Annotated in this window: 12 protein-coding genes and 5 pseudogenes; 10 read left to right on the forward strand and 7 right to left on the reverse strand. The window is 67.1% G+C overall.

What is annotated here, in order from left to right:
* Positions 1-24: 24 nt before the first annotated feature.
* The 3 genes and pseudogenes from AB0927_RS38035 to AB0927_RS38045 all read right to left on the reverse strand — a co-directional run bounded on the left by AB0927_RS38035 (position 25) and on the right by AB0927_RS38045 (position 1,172).
* A complete protein-coding gene (locus AB0927_RS38035; RefSeq protein WP_366672421.1) occupies positions 25-339 on the reverse strand; it encodes a hypothetical protein in 315 nt (104 codons plus the stop codon).
* Between the two features lie 65 nt (positions 340-404).
* Positions 405-512: pseudogene (locus AB0927_RS38040) on the reverse strand (IS5/IS1182 family transposase); the annotation flags it as partial.
* A 159-nt stretch (positions 513-671) separates the two neighbouring features.
* Positions 672-1,172 (reverse strand): hypothetical protein, encoded by a 501-nt coding sequence (locus AB0927_RS38045; protein ID WP_366672422.1) that lies wholly within the window; start codon positions 1,170-1,172, stop codon positions 672-674.
* 320 nt (positions 1,173-1,492) lie between these two features.
* On the opposite strand from AB0927_RS38045, the gene AB0927_RS38050 reads away from it, so the two are divergent.
* From AB0927_RS38050 to AB0927_RS38075, 6 genes and pseudogenes are all read left to right on the forward strand, one after another.
* Positions 1,493-1,942 (forward strand): HIT domain-containing protein, encoded by a 450-nt coding sequence (locus tag AB0927_RS38050; RefSeq protein WP_366672423.1) that lies wholly within the window; start codon positions 1,493-1,495, stop codon positions 1,940-1,942.
* A gap of 984 nt (positions 1,943-2,926) precedes the next feature.
* Positions 2,927-4,639 carry a tryptophan 2-C-methyltransferase gene (gene tsrT, locus AB0927_RS38055; RefSeq protein ID WP_366672424.1) on the forward strand — a complete coding sequence of 571 codons (1,713 nt, stop codon included), beginning with the start codon at positions 2,927-2,929 and terminating at the stop codon, positions 4,637-4,639.
* Between the two features lie 457 nt (positions 4,640-5,096).
* Complete coding sequence (locus AB0927_RS38060) at positions 5,097-5,606, forward strand: YbaK/EbsC family protein (protein ID WP_366672426.1); 510 nt, start codon at positions 5,097-5,099, stop codon at positions 5,604-5,606.
* Positions 5,607-5,877: 271 nt separating this feature from the next.
* Entirely contained in the window at positions 5,878-7,251 is a 1,374-nt protein-coding gene (locus AB0927_RS38065; RefSeq protein ID WP_366672427.1) for an ATP-grasp domain-containing protein, read from the forward strand.
* Positions 7,226-8,254, forward strand: a complete 1,029-nt coding sequence (locus tag AB0927_RS38070) for a DMT family transporter (RefSeq protein WP_366672428.1) — start codon at positions 7,226-7,228, stop codon at positions 8,252-8,254. The genes AB0927_RS38065 and AB0927_RS38070 overlap by 26 nt, the downstream gene beginning before the upstream one ends.
* A 94-nt stretch (positions 8,255-8,348) precedes the next feature.
* A pseudogene (locus tag AB0927_RS38075) lies at positions 8,349-8,748 on the forward strand (transposase); the annotation flags it as partial.
* Between the two features lie 42 nt (positions 8,749-8,790).
* Here the strand turns inward: AB0927_RS38075 and AB0927_RS38080 are convergent.
* Complete coding sequence (locus AB0927_RS38080) at positions 8,791-9,627, reverse strand: enoyl-CoA hydratase/isomerase family protein (protein ID WP_366672430.1); 837 nt, start codon at positions 9,625-9,627, stop codon at positions 8,791-8,793.
* A gap of 106 nt (positions 9,628-9,733) precedes the next feature.
* On the opposite strand from AB0927_RS38080, the gene AB0927_RS38085 reads away from it, so the two are divergent.
* Together AB0927_RS38085 and AB0927_RS38090 are read left to right on the forward strand one after the other, a co-directional pair.
* Entirely contained in the window at positions 9,734-10,126 is a 393-nt protein-coding gene (locus AB0927_RS38085) for a helix-turn-helix domain-containing protein (RefSeq protein ID WP_366672431.1), read from the forward strand.
* 137 nt (positions 10,127-10,263) lie between these two features.
* Positions 10,264-10,429, forward strand: a pseudogene (locus AB0927_RS38090) (transposase); the annotation flags it as partial.
* On the opposite strand, the gene AB0927_RS38095 reads toward AB0927_RS38090, so the two are convergent.
* Positions 10,356-10,718, reverse strand: coding sequence for a hypothetical protein (locus AB0927_RS38095; RefSeq protein WP_366672432.1), 363 nt, complete (start codon positions 10,716-10,718; stop codon positions 10,356-10,358). The pseudogene AB0927_RS38090 and the gene AB0927_RS38095 sit on opposite strands and share 74 nt — an antisense overlap.
* Positions 10,719-11,010: 292 nt before the next feature.
* On the opposite strand from AB0927_RS38095, the gene AB0927_RS38100 reads away from it, so the two are divergent.
* Entirely contained in the window at positions 11,011-12,021 is a 1,011-nt protein-coding gene (locus tag AB0927_RS38100) for a methyltransferase (protein ID WP_366672433.1), read from the forward strand.
* A gap of 867 nt (positions 12,022-12,888) precedes the next feature.
* Here AB0927_RS38100 and AB0927_RS38105 read toward each other — a convergent pair.
* Positions 12,889-13,623, reverse strand: a complete 735-nt coding sequence (locus AB0927_RS38105; protein ID WP_366672434.1) for an alpha/beta hydrolase — start codon at positions 13,621-13,623, stop codon at positions 12,889-12,891.
* A 202-nt stretch (positions 13,624-13,825) separates the two neighbouring features.
* On the opposite strand from AB0927_RS38105, the pseudogene AB0927_RS38110 reads away from it, so the two are divergent.
* Positions 13,826-14,064 (forward strand): annotated as a pseudogene (locus AB0927_RS38110) (transposase); the annotation flags it as partial.
* Here AB0927_RS38110 and AB0927_RS38115 read toward each other — a convergent pair.
* Positions 14,048-14,508: pseudogene (locus tag AB0927_RS38115) on the reverse strand (hypothetical protein). The pseudogenes AB0927_RS38110 and AB0927_RS38115 sit on opposite strands and share 17 nt — an antisense overlap.
* Positions 14,509-14,643: the final 135 nt, after the last annotated feature.

Below are 14,643 nucleotides of genomic sequence, written 5' to 3' on the forward strand. Positions count from 1 at the left end.
AAGTGGTCCAAGGCTGCAGGATTGTTACCCCTGGTACTGAGAGCCGAGCCAGCGGCCGTCCTGGAACTCGGCGGGCACCTCGTCCTTCCAAGGATCGATCCCGCGGCGCTCCAGTTCGACAAACCATTGGTCCCGCTGCGACTCGGGGAGGCGTCGTCCGCACCAAGGGCAGAAGTCGATCGTGATGCTCGACGTGCCGCCGTCATGGATGATCAGCCCGTACTCCTGGAACTTGGCGCTGAAGTCAACCAGCGCGTCCGCGCAGGCGAAGGGATCATCGTGCTGGTCGCAGCCCACGTTCACGTTGCTGGTCATCGCCTCGCAGCAGTGATGGGTCATGACCTCGGCTTCTCGTTGATCGGCAATGTGACCAGAAGTAGATCACGGTCTGTGATGATCCCCGACTCGACCGCGTGCCGAGTCTTGTAGTCCTCCGGGTCGAACTTTGGTGGCCGCCCGCCGAGGGAGCCCCGTTCCTTACGGTTCCGAGCCTGGTCGGCCTTGTCCGGGATGGTGGTCGGAGGACGGGGCTCTTTCGGTCGCGCATTCATCAGTCCAACGAGCGAGGACGCTCAACGCTGGCAGGTGCTCCAGAGCGTCCTGCCGGCACGAGCCCGCAGCTTCTTCATGGGCTGCGACGTGGCGATGAGCGCGTGAGCGCCGGCGCCGTTCTAATCTCCGCTTGCCTGATCATTCGTGGTGCGGAGGGCCGTCTCGACCTCGCGGACGCGCCATTCCTCCAACGTCTTCTGCTGCCGCCGGGCCCGCTCCAGCAGTTTCTCCAGCTGCCCCGGATCAAGGCGCTGGTCGACAGCGCTGAGCCGACGCAGGGTCTGCCATCCTGCTGCCTTGCCCTCCACAGCGAGCCGCAGCGCCTCCAGCTCCAGCACGGTGCTGAGGGGTGAGCGCCTTATCAGGCGCCCGTTGCCCTTCAGTCGGGCAAGCTTTTCGCTTGCCCAGCCGGCGCAGACCTTGGAGCGGCGTACCGGGACGCCCAGGTCCCGCATGATGCCCAGGAGAGCCGACCGGTCCTGCGCGATCTCGGCGGCGACAGGACCGACCGACCGCCCCAAGGCAGAACCACGGGTCGTCCGCGCCAGGTGCCCAGACCGCAACTTGCCCGCGGTGGCGCCGGCCAAATGGTCGTTGAGATAGATGCCGAGCAACTTCATGTTCGCGCCCTGAACAGGAAGCCTGCGGCGAGACATGTCCGAGGGAGATGGTGCATTCATTCGGGGCCTCCGTCGAGGGGTGTGAGTTTGGGGCGTGGTATCGAGTGCAGCCAAGTTCGGGTACCCCGTGGCAGTGCTGCCGCAGCGGTGTGGACGGCAGCCGCGAGCTGATTCGTACGCTCTTTGTAGGTTTTGCTTACGCGATCCGTACGCTGATGCGGGTCCCGCTTGGTCAGCGGGACCCGCTGAAGTTGTTCAAGGGAGGTGCCGGCTTCCCCCCGACGGGGGCGGAGAACCAGCACATGCCTCATGCTGGCGCTATGGGGTGGATCGCGGATCCGACCTGCACCTTCTGCGGCATCGTCTCTGGCCGAGTGCGTGCCAGCCGTGTGTACGAGGACCAGAAGGTCTTGGCCTTCATGGACATCCACCCGGCTGCGCCCGGCGACCTCCTCGTCGTGCCCACGGTGCACGCGGCAGGTCTGGAGGACATCGACGAGAGTTTGGCGGCTCACCTGTTCCAGGTCGTGCACCTGCTGGTGCGGGGACTGCGGCGCTCAGGGCTGCCGTGTGAGGGAGTGAACGTATTTCTCGCCGATGGCGAGGCAGCCGATCAGACGGTCTTCCACCTTCACCTTCACGTTTTCCCCCGTACCGCGGACGACCGATTCCGTCTGGAGGTCAGGTGGCAGGAGCGATCCCGAGCGGATCTGGATGACGACGCCGCACGGATCAGGGCAGGTTTGGCACGTAGCGGATACCGCCCGTGATATCCATGGTGACGCTCGAAGGGGGCTTCTGCATCTGCGCCGTCACCGCCGACTTCGTCGGCCTCATCCGAGTCCGCGCAACCTGCCCCAACGCCACTCCTGCCACCACCCCTGCCATATGGGAGTCTCCGGCCCAGGCGAGCGCCTCAGTGCGGAATACACACAGCAGCGCCCCGGCGGAAGGTCGCCCGGCGGGCCGGTGGCGCAGGTGGCCACCATCGCGAGGGTGGAGGGCACTGCGACGGCACTGTACTGCCGAGGCCGGAAGCGGGGGAGGAGGCCGTCGGCGAGGCGTACGCAGCGGGGTGCGCCGATACGGCGGGCCAGGAGCAGGGACTGGGCGGCGGCGGCCGCTGCGGGTTCGGGTTCAGGCCCGGATTACCTCGTTGTCCAGAAACGGGGCGGCGTGTTCGATGTCGTGCCCGGCGAGCGCGAGCGTGTGCGCGATGGCACGGCCCACGGCCCCCAGCGGTGCCGGAGGTTCCCGGCGGAGACGACCGTGAGGACCAGGCCAAGGACATCCACGCCCAAGTCGCGCTTGCGGCCGCCCCAGGGACACGCTTGGCCGAGCGTACGCCGCCCGCAGAACGGGCAATCACACCGGAGCGCGGCCCACCTTGACGCCGCTGTCGACTCAGCGCGCACCGCGTCCAGCGGCGGACCCCGGGCTTCCGCCCCGCTTGAGTAGGCTGGCCGGCACCAGCCTCAGTACAAGGATCTGTGCCCCGCGCTGAGGCCGGTGCCGGGGAGTCGACGGTCAAGTCCTCCGAGGCTGGCGCCCCTTACGAGTTCTGGGCCTGACATCCGCAGGGACCTCCGCAGGATGATTCCCCGGTAGAAACCGGGCGCCGAATCTGCACTCTCAGCGCCTATCCGTTCATCGAACTTGGTTTCGGGTGAGGCCTTCGTCCACTACCTTCGTCTACTCGTGCACCGCTCCACTCCCTGCAGCCCTCGCGCTTCATGGACGGGAAGGACTCGCACATGACGAAGCCGCTGGTTACCTTGGTCAACCCCAACAAGATCCACCCGGCCATCACGCCCTACGCGCTCGACATCCTGACCACTTCTCTGGAACAGGCGGGCTTCACTGTCGAGGTCCTCGATCTGACCTTCCGGCGAGATCACTGGCAGCAGGCCGTCCGCGAATACTTCGCCGACCGTGCTCCGCTACTGGTCGGTGTGACGATTCGTAACACCGACACCATCTATCCCCAGGAACAACGTGTCTTTCTCGGTGAGCACCGCGAGGTCGTGGAGGAGATCCGGCGCGCCACCACAGCGCCGATTGTCGCCGGCGGAGTGGGTTTTTCCTCCATGCCCTTCGCCGCAGTGGACTACCTCGGTGTCGACTACGGGGTGAAGGGACCGGGCGAGACGATCATCTGCCAACTCGCCTCCGCGCTGCTGCACAGCGGCAGTCCCGAGGTCCCCGGGCTGATCATCAACAGGGGCGACAAACGTGTTGAGCGGATACCCGTCGATGCTCCGGCAGCGGGAAACAGGTTGCTCACCCTGGCGGGGTATGGGGAGTCTCGAGCCTGGCAGGCCAACAAGGTCACCAGTTACGCGAGGCGTTCCGGGGACCCCTTGAAGGTGGACAACGCCGAGTACTACCGGCGGGGCGGCCTGGGCAACATCCTGACAAAGAACGGCTGCCCGTTCGCTTGCTCCCATTGTGTGGAGCCCGACGCCAAAGGCAACCGGTTCGCACTGCGCGGCGTGGCCGCGGTGGTGGACGAGATGGAGGCCCTCACCGAGCAAGGCGTCCACGACCTGCACACCACCGACAGCGAGTTCAACCTGGCCATCGCCAACAGCAAGGCGGTGCTGCGGGAGATAGCCCGCCGACGCGGACGCGACGCCTCGTCACCACTGAACCGCATGCGCCTGTGGGTCTACTCCCAGCCGGCCCCCTTCGACGAGGAGTTCGCCGACCTGCTGGCCGCGGCTGGGTGCGCCGGCGTGAACGTGGCCCCTGACCATGTGCGTGACGATCTCCTGAACGGCTGGAAGGTCACGGAGAAGGGCACTCGCTATTACACCTTCGACGACCTGGTCAACGTCGTCGAGCGGACCCGCAAGCGCGACATGCTCTGCATGATCGAGGTCCTGCTGGGAATGCCCGGCGAGAATATCGGCACCCTGCGCGAGTGCATCGACCGCACCATGGCCCTGGACGCCACCGTCGTCGGCTTCACCTTGGGCCTGCGGATCTTCCCCTACTCCCCGTTGGGGATGTGGTGCGCGGCGCAGAGCAACGGAGTACGGCCGGTGCCCGGTGTGCAGTCCAACACCGCGACGCAGCCGATCATCCTGCGGCCGTCCGAGCAGTGCGCCAGCCCGCTCGAGTACGAGCGCCAGTTCATGTTCGAGGACCCCGAGACATTCCGCCCCCTGTACTACTTCTCCCCCGAACTGCCTGAGGACCCCGAGACCATCGCCCGCCCCGACGGGCGCTGGCACAACACGCTGCGCTTCATGTGGGACCACATTCCCGCCAAGGACCATCATCGGGTCATGCTGCCCACCGCCCCCGGCCTCAGCGAGCACGACAACAACTACGCCGACAACCCCTTCCTGACCGGTTTGGTCCAACTCGGTTACAAGGGGGCCTTCTGGTCCCGCTGGCGTGACCGCGAGGCAATTCTGCGGCAGGCCGTTGAGCGTGGCATCACCACCGCCCCAAGCGCCTGACTTGGCGACTCGTGCCCCGCAGGGCAGCCAGGACACCGATACGCCGCTACTCCACAGCTACCCGCGTCCCGAGCGCGACCAGTGTCAGACCCCGCAACCCCTCCCGCACGCGACGGAACGTCGGTGAGTCCAGCCATCGACGCACGGGGCTCAAGGCCATGGCGACTGCGGAAGCGTAGCCAGAGAGAACAGCGTTGCCTTCGGATTGCTCAGGTCGGTCACGAAGCCCTGGCCCAGCGGCGAGTCCGGCAGTGCTCGACTGCCGTGGGCCGGAGCGACGTTACTCGTGAGGGCTGGCCGGGGACGCCAGGGCGGTGTCGAGACCGGGTGTCACCGTGATCAACAGACCGAGACCGAGACAGGGCGCGAGAGTCCTTGACATGCCCTCACCTCGCCCCTCGCCCGTGCGAGTGAAGGGTTTGACGAGCCGATGCCGGGCCCAGGAGACTGATGACTCATGTCCAGGCACATCGAACCGGTGTCCCCCGTAGCGGTCTTGACAACCCGTGGGGTCCCCTTCCGCCTTCATGAACATTCCCCCGCGTTAACCGTGGCCGATCTACGTAGCGGCACCGACTTCTGCATCGAACGATCGGTCAAGACGCTCGCGTTCAGTACGCGGGACGACCGCATTGTGCTGGCCGCTGTGCCAGGACCGGCCAAGGTTCACTACGCGGCGCTCGCGGTTCTGGTCGGCGTGCGGCGAGCCGACCTCAGACCCAGCACACCCGAGGTCCTGGCGGGACTTGGGATGGAGCCCGGGGGCATCAGCCCGATTCCGACCCTTTCCGACCATGACGGACTCGTCATGGTCTTCGACGAGTCCGTCCCCTCTTTGGGCCCGATCTTCTGCGGCAGCGGGAGCGCCCACCAGACGATCGAGGTGGGCGCGGATGCCCTGGTGGGCCTGTGGAAGGAGCCCCTGCTGGGCGTGATCACCGCACCGCCGAACCGAACTGCCCCGTAAACGTCTTCGGCTGCCGTTCTTCGAGGACCGGTCGGCTGCCTGCGAGTAGTAATCGGCCCACCCTGATCTTTACCGCATATGAAGCGAACAAGTGTCCATTCCCGAATGGTAAGGATCGGGCGGATCTTGGCCGGGATCAGGCTGCCGTGTGGAACCGTCCTTGCCCGTATCGCGGCCCCCTTTTAGTCTGTGCGGGCATTCCCCGGCATTCGGCGAGTAAGGCTTGGTGCAGTAGGGGCTGACCGTGCGTCACATCGAGGGGGGACCTGCAATGTCCCGTGTTCTGCTGGTGCATGCCAGAGCAGGTGCCCCACCGGAATACACCATTCCCAAAGTCGCCGGTGTGGCCACGGTGAATTTACTCTGCGTAACCCCGCTGCCTCCCACGGCCCGCGCCATCGCCGAAACCTGCTGCGAAACCGTGATCGACATCTCGGGTGAGGAGCCACGGGCCGAGGAACTGGTGGAACGCATCACCCGGACGGCCCTGGAGACCGGCGCGCAAGGGGTGGTCACCTTCTCCGAGTTCGCCGTGATCGCGGTGGCCGAAGCCTGCCAGCGGCTCGGACTGCCCGGTCCCGGCCCCCATATCCGGCGGGCCCGGGACAAACGCGCCATGCGCCGGGTTTGGGAACAGGCCGGAGTTCCGGTGCCGACCTGGTTTCCCGTCGACTCCCCGGACGACCTGCGGTCCGCCTGGAACCGGCTCAATCCTCCGTTGCTGCTGAAGTCGGCGTGGAGCGCCGCCGCAGTGGGACAGGTGATGGTACGCGACGAGGACGACCTGTCCGACGCTTGGCAGAGTTCCCATTCCGCGCTCGCCGGAGGCGGCAGCAGCGGCTTCTCGGAACTGCGTGTTTCCGTGGGGGACCCGGATTCCGCCGCTGGGTTCCTCGTGGACGAGATCATTCCCTCCTCAATTCACAGTTGGTACGACGACGACCGGTACGGCGATCACATCAGCGTCGAGGGTGTCGTCGTCGAGGGTCATTACCACCCCGTGTGCATAACCTCGAAAGCGCCGACCAGTCCACCGTTCACCGAACGGGCCAATTTCACCCCGTGCGTGATGCCGCCCGAGCGGCAGCGCCGAATCGAGGAGGTGGCCCGGCGCGCCGTCGACGCCCTGGAACTGTCCACCTGTGCCACGCACACGGAAATGAAACTCCTCGACGGCGAACGCGTGTGCATGCTGGAGACCGCGGCCCGTTTCGGTGGCGTCCTGTTGACCCGCGAAGTGGAACATGTGCACGGAGTGGACATGATCGGGGCCTACACCCGGGCCGCCCTCGGCGAAAAACCGGGCCTGCCCGACAGCATGCTCGTGGAGGCGGCAGCGCGGGCCGCGGGCTCGGTCGCCCTGTACGCCGCCGATGCTCAGGGCCGTCCCTGGAAGCGGCTGCCGCGGTTCGTGCCCGACCAGATCGACTGGGGTGCCCTGGTCTCACCGGGGACGAAGGTCGAGGTCTTCGACGGGCTCACCCAGCCGTCGGGCAGCCCGATGCCGCTGTACGACGCGGCGGCGGGCTATCTGAACTCCGCGGGACTGGTCTTCCTCACCGCACCCGATCCGGCCACCCTGGTCGCTGACGCCCACGCCATCATGAACGGACTGGAAGATGCCCTCCTCCAGGCCGCAGGGTGAGCCGCAGGCGACGGCAACAGCCCGCGACCGAACCGTCGTGGCAGTGCTCACCGTTGCCACCGTGGTGCTCCTGACAGCCGGCTGGGTGTTGTCCGGCGTCCTCGTCACCGACGATGTGCCCCCGCTCGCGGTGGCCACGGGCCGGGCAGCCGGCAGCACAGTCGTCCTGTCCGCCATCGCGTTGACCACGGCCTCCACACGGTCCGCCGTCCTGGTGACCGCCCGGCGCGGTCGTTCGGTGCTCGTACTGGCCTTCCTGGGCTACTTCGTGTACTTCGTCGGGACGATGCTGGGCGTCGCTCACATGGGGGCCTCCACGACGGGCCTGGTCGTGGCGCTCCTGCCCTGCGTGACCTTCGTCATCGGCGTCGCGGCCTTCGGCGAGCGGGCCACCCGGCGGAAGGCGGCCGGCACCCTGATCGCGATCGCCGGGGCCTTCGGGTACGCCCTCACCACATCGGGCGACGCCGCCGACACCCGCGGAGTGCTGGTCGGTGGCGCGTGGACCCTGCTGGCCACGGCCACGTTCGCCCTGTACAACTACCTCTACCGAGGTGCCCTCCACGACGTGCCGCCCCTCGGGGCGCTGCCGGTCGTCTTCGCGTGCGCCACGGCCATGCTCCTGCCGGTTTCCGCCCTCACCGAGCCACTCGCCGATGTCACTGCCCGCCAGTGGTTGGGCACACTTCTGCTGGGCGCGGTACTGACCGCTCCCGTATACGTCACCGCCCATGAACTCGTCCTCAGACGCGGGCCGATGTACATGGCGGCGCTGAGCCTCATCGTTCCCTTCCTCGTGCGCATCACCGAGTGGTCCCTGGGCAACGCTCCCGCCCTCACCGCGGTCGTCGTGGCGACCATGGTCGTGTGCCTGGCAGGCATCGCCCTCACCGTCCGACCGGACCGCGTACCGAACGCGCAGCCGACGGACGGCACCATCGACAGCAACGGAAGAACGTACGACCGATCAACTCGTCACGCTGACCAACCCGAACAACCCTGAGCACTCCGACGGCGCCCCTTGAGGACAGCGGACGCGGGGCCCGGCATCCGGGCCGCAAGCGACATCCGGACTGGCTGAACGGTTCCCACATCCGGGGGCTAAAGGGAGAGCCAAGACCGGACGAAGCCCACTCGACCAGGGCAAGGGGCAGTAAGCATCACCTGATCACGGACGCTACCCGTATCCCGCTCGCCGCCACCCTGACCGGCGGCAACCGCAATGACGTCGCCCAGCTGATCCCTCTCCTCCAGGGTGCGTCGCCCGTGCGCGGCACACGCGTTCGGCCTTGACGCCGCCCGGACGCGGTGTTCGACGATTGCGGCTACGACCATGACAAGGGCCGCCGCCTGGTCCGGGACCCTCCCGTGAAGCCTTTGATTGCCCGTCGCGGCACCGAGCACGGCTCCGGACCGGGCAGCCAGCGCTGGGTCTCGGAACGGTCGTTCGCCCATCAGCACCGGTTCCGCCGCGTGCGGATCCGCTGGGAGATACGTGACGTCCGCGCGACTGTTTCGGCGCCAGCCGCTGGTTCTGGCTCACCGGTGCATGACACTGCGCATCAGTTCCTCAAGGTCGCGTTCACCTGTCGGGGTCTGCGCCCCCTCGCGCAGTCCTCGGCCCATCAGTTGCTGAACAGCAGGCAAAGCAATCTGAGCGGCCCACGCCTCGTTCTCACGGAGGAGTCCGTCCGTGATGTGTTCGGCAGGCAATGCGCGCTTGGCCGCTTCGATGACCCCATCGGGCAGGGCGGCGATGTTGCGGGCGATACTGTCGACGTATTCATCGAGTTGGTCGGCCGGCAGAGCCCGGTTGATCCAGCCGTAAGAAGCCGCGGTTTCGGCATCGAACAGGTCTGAGGTGAGCACCACCTCCAGCGCACGGTTGCGGCCCACGCGGTCACGGAGGTACTGCGTTCCGCCTCCGCCCGGGATGATGCCCATGAGCGCCTCGATCTGGCCGATGCCGGCGGTTTCGGCCGCGGCGAATGCCATGTCCGCCGCGGCTACGAATTCCGCCCCGCCTCCGCGGGCTTTCCCGGCGAGCTTCACGATGGTCACCTGGGGCTGATGGCGGAGTAGCTCACCTACGGCCTGGAACACGTTGACGTCCGCCGGAGCCGACGCAGCGAGCTGCTCCAGAACGTCCGTCCTCTCCCCGATCCGCATGTCTACATGAGCGAGGAAGAACTCCGGGTCGGCACTGGAGAAGACGACTACCCGGACCGATGAATCGCTCCTCAAGCCGTCCAGCGCCACGCGGAGCTCGCGCATCATCGTCGCGTCGAGCACGTTCACCGGTGGGTTGTCGAGGACGACACGGGCGACTCCCTCTTCGACGCTCACGTGCAGAGTTGAGTAGACATTGGTGGTCAAGAAGCTCTCCATCAGTTACCGATAGGCGGGTAGGTTTGCGATGTATACCTACCGTCGGCGACGCCTCTGGGACCGTCAAGAACGCACTCTGGGAGAACCAAGGATCATGAGGGATACCGACCCGCACGGCGTTGACGCGGGAACACGCATCGTTTTCCGGGCGGACTGCCCCAGCCGGCCGATCCTCGACCAGATTGCCGACAAGTGGTCGATGATGGTCATGGCGCTTCTCGAACGGCCCATGCGCTTCAATGAGTTGAAGCGCCGCTTGGAAGGCGTGACGCAGCGTGTCCTCACTCAGACACTGCGCCGTCTTGAGCGGAACGGCATGATCCAGCGGAAAGTGCTGCCGACCTCACCGGTCGGCGTCGAGTACTCGCTCACGGCGCTTGGTGAGTCCCTGCGCGAGCCTTTCGGTCATCTTTACAGCTGGACTGTCGAGCACGGCGAGGAAATCCAGAACTGCCAGCGGGCGTACGACAGCAGGACTGAGATATAGCCGCCTGCTCGAACACCTATAGACATGTCTTCGGAGACCGGCCTCTGGTCTGGTGCGTTGGAGAGCGTGGTCTCAGTCGGCAGGGTGAGCGCTGCCCGAGAGCCAGCGCCGGCCGTGGTCGCGGTCACCATGATGCTCGGGTGGCCCCGCTGCTGCCGCCAGCTCCTGAACGGCGCCGCCGTTTTCCCTGGGCGGCTGCGCGTTCCTGACCGATTGGCCCTCGGAGGCGTCATGTACGTGCTGCGGACGGGTGTCGCGTGGCGTGATGTACCCGCGGAGAGGGTGGGCTGCTCCGGTGTGACACCGTGACGCAGTCATAGGCATCGTCCGTCCCTCCATAGCGCTCGGCATCGCGCTCTACCACGGCACTGGCGATCCGCCATCCATCGCCGTCAATCGGCGCGAAGGTCACCGCGAAGATTCCGTAGCCGGTCCAGCTTCGATGCATGAAGGCAACCTCGCCTTCCACGAAGACGTCCCACTTCTCGTCCATGTCCCGCGACGCGTAGCCGCGCTGGATCAGTTCCCAGTCTTCTTCTGGTCCGGGCACCGACTCGTGTACGGGCCGAGGCGGCACCACGGGATGTGCCATGGTCCGTCTCCGTGATCGGCAAAGCGCGAGCCGACCGCCGATACGACCCGCCCACCTTCGGGTGAAGACGGCCGGAAGCCCTCTGTCGGCGCCGTGCCCGAGAGGATGGACTGGGACCAGCGCCCAACCGAACCGACGGTCCGTCAACGGTTGTCAACAGTCGTCCTGACCGTGGAACACCCACCAGGATCCGCCGCCTCGGCCCTCCTGGACCTCCCGCCCTCGCCCGTCCCCGTATTCGCGGCCCGGCCGCCGCGGGAACCGGGTCCCACGAAGAAGAGGTGACGCACTGATGAACACGCCACGGCAATCCGCCGCCCGGCTGATCGACGAGGCCATGGGCTACCAGTTTCCCGCGGCGCTGCGCGCTGCCGCCGTCGTGCGAGTGGCCGACCACATGGGGGACGGCGACGAGAGCGTCGAGCGGCTCGCGAAGGCCACCGGCACCGACGCCCGCAATCTCGGGCGCGTCCTGCGGCTGCTCGCCACTCGCGGTGTGGTCGAGGAGGCGGGCGAGGGGCGTTTCCGGCTGACCGTCACCGGTCAGGCCCTGCGCTCGAACGCCCCTCATTCCGCCCGTGACGCGATCCTGATGCTCACCGACGCCACCATGTGGCGCTGCGCCGGGGAGATGAACCGCTGCCTGACCGACGGCGGTTCCGCCTTTCCCACAATCTTCGGGACCACGTTCTTCGAGTACTTCGCACGCGACGCGGAAACAGCCGCTGTCTTCCACGTCGGCATGGCCGCCATGTCGGATCTCGAGAACCAACCCATCGCCGCCGCCTACGACTTCCCGCCCACCGGCACCGTCGTCGATGTCGGCGGCGGCCACGGCGGCCTGCTCCTCGAGGTGCTCCGCCAAGGGCCCGGCCTGCACGGAGTGCTCTACGACCAGGCACACGTCCTCGCCGGCAACCGGCTGGACGACCAGGAGGACGTCTCCGGCCGATGGTCACCAGTCGAGGGCGACTTCTTCTCCTCGGTCCCGTCGGGGGACATCTACCTCATCAAGCGAATCCTCCACGACTGGGACGACGAGCAGTCCGCCACGATCCTGCGCAACTGCCGACAGGCCATGGCCCCCGGCGGACGCATCCTCGTCATCGACGCCGTCGTGCCACCCGGCGACCTGCCCCACCAGTCCAAGACCATCGACCTGATGATGATGTCCTCCCTGGTGGGACGTGAGCGCACCGAAGAGGACTTCGCACAGGTCTTCAAGGAGGCGGGGCTGCGCCTCCAACGGATCGTGCCGACACCCACCGTGCTGTCCGTCGTCGAGGCGGTGAGCGCCGAATAGGGCACCTTCTCCACTTCCCGCGCACGTGGGCACGGTCCCGCGGTGTACGCAGATCCGCCGTCCCCACACCGGAGGAGCCAACTCGGCCACCGGCGGCTTGGCACCGCCGACCGCCACCGGATCGGCACCGTCGGCCTCTACCTCTTCCGCCCCGGCGTGCTGGCCATGCGGCAGGTGGAGGAGCACCTCGACCTGCTCGGCACGTGCTGCCGCGCCCTCACAGTGCTGCGTGCCGTATTCGCCGGACTTACCGCCGGATGCCCCGCGAATGCGGAGCCGTACACCCCGGAAGACGAAGACCGCGTCCGGCGCCTGCTGCAGTGGCCGGCCCCGGGCATCGAGACTGGCCACTGCCCCGCCTGCGCCAGCGGCTGCCCGAGTTCACTCGCCGTCCGTACATGTGCTGCACCGCTCGGGGCGGCGACCGCGAGGAGGCGATGCGCCGCAGGGGCATGCTTCCTGGCGGTCCTATCCCGACGCTGCCGCGCCCGCGTAAGGAGCGCCTGGAGCCCGGTGTCCCGTGACAGCAAGGTTGGCAATGCAGGCCCTCTGTGCCTGCGGCCAGACCAGTGTTCACTGGTGGGCGGCACAGAGTCACCGGGGGACCCCGGCCACCCTTCTTTGCTTCGTCGCGCTGCACTGGGGACCCTGCGAACTACAGGCCTGTCTCTCGCCTGCACGCGAATGACACCCTTCGCGCAGCATTCCGCCCCGCCGGAACAAGTCCAGCGGGGCGGAATCAACCAACAGAGTCCGAGTTGGCAACGGCCCGCGGCACAGGCAGCAGAGGAGCGCCGGGGCCTTCCCTGGCGAGCAGTGCCCTGGTCAGCGCGGCTTACCCACTGCTGGTGGCCTGACGGCCCGGTCTTACTTCAGGTGCCGGGTGAAGAACTGGGCCGCGTCGTCCCCCGCGAACTGCGGGACGCCGGTGTGCCCGCCCATGTTGGCGTACAGGGACTTCTCCTTGGAGCCGAAGGCGTCGAACAGGTCGAGGGCCGCCTGCCGGTCGTTCCCCTCGTCGTCCCACTGCAGCAAGACATGCAGCGGAATGGTGACCTGGCGGGCCTCCTCGAACATGGCGCGAGGCACGAAGCTCCCGGCGAAGAGACCGGCGGCCACGATGCGCGGCTCGACCACCGCGAGGCGGACGCCGATGGAGATCACTCCCCCCGAGTACCCGACGGGGCCGCCGATCTCGGGGAGCGCCAGGAGGGCGTTCAAGGCGGCCTGCCATTCCGGGACCGACTTCTCGACGAGCGGGAGGGTGAGGGCGTCGATGATCTCCTCGCCGACCGGCTCACCAGCCTCCATGGCCCGGCGCAGGTCCGCGCGGGCCTTCTCGACGGTGGCCCAACGGGGCCGGTCTCCGCTCCCAGGAAGCTCGATGGTGGCCGCGGCGAAGCCGTCCGCCGCGGCGCGCCGGGCCCGCGCCGCCAGCCGGGGGTACATCTTGCGCAGACCGAGCGGGGGGTGGCCGAGCAGGATCAGCGGCACCGGCGCTGACGCGGATGCAGGCGTCCACAGAATGCCAGGGATCTCGCCGAGGGTGAACTCGCGCTCGAGGACACCGCCGTCGAGACGCTGCTCAGAAGTGAAATGCATGGTCGTGCCTTTCGGGAGTGCACTGAACGGCGCTCCCGGACGACCTACCGCCCGACCGTGACCCCAGAGGAGAGCACCCATGTCGATACTGTGTTCACGGGTACCACCTCCTCAATCTCTCGCACGGCCTCCGGAAACGTAGCAGTGGTCGCGGTGGTCTGCCAAACGGGTTCGTGTCCGGCCTCATCGGGTCCGCGCCTACAAGGCGCACGGTTCCCGCGGAAACCGCGCTTACCTGCGCCGCCGCCGAATCCGCTGCACCATCCCCGACAAGGCGGCCGAGCACCACATCTCGACCCGGCCGACTACCGCAAGCGCCACGTCGTCGAGTGCGGGATCAACTGCCTCAAGAGGCACCGCGCCGTCGCCACGCGATACGACAAGCTGACGGTCCGCTACGAGGCCACCGTCCTGATCGCTGCTATCAACGAGTGGTTGTGACCGGCACCGGTCGCTGGAGCTCGTAGTCCTGGGCCAGTTCTTCCCAGCGAATGTTGCGCAGCACAAGGTCGGCGCCCTTGCCCGACGGGACGTCCAAGCCGGTCTGGAACCAGATCACGGTGAGAGCGGAACGGTGCAGCACCGGGTCGAGTTCAGGGGCCACTACTGTTGAGCGAAAGGCGCCGATGCAGGACACGGAAGGCAGGACCTCGACGGGGCCGAAGGCACCGGCAGTCTGGTCCGGGTACTCGCGGGAGGGGGAACCAGATGGGCCGGCGTGGAGGGGAACGCACGTTCAGCCTGCCGCTGGAGGCTCCTGACCTTCATGTCATTGATGGGCTTGCACGGGTAGCCCTCCAGCATCCCTCCGTAGGTCGAAGACATTCGCAGCTCGGTGAGCTCGATCGAACGTCCGGACGAGAGGGCTATGCGGCTCAGCGACATGCCGACACCCTATGCGCAAGATTCACTTTCGACAGACGGCCTAGGTGTTCTGTCCGGGGAGGTTGTGGACGGGTGAGCCAGGTCTCGGCTGAGGGATCTTGAACGGGTGAGGGCCCTTCCGGTTCGGTGTGGATT

Source organism: Streptomyces sp. NPDC048106 (genome assembly GCF_040706415.1).
Taxonomy (GTDB): Bacteria; Actinomycetota; Actinomycetes; order Streptomycetales; family Streptomycetaceae; genus Streptomyces.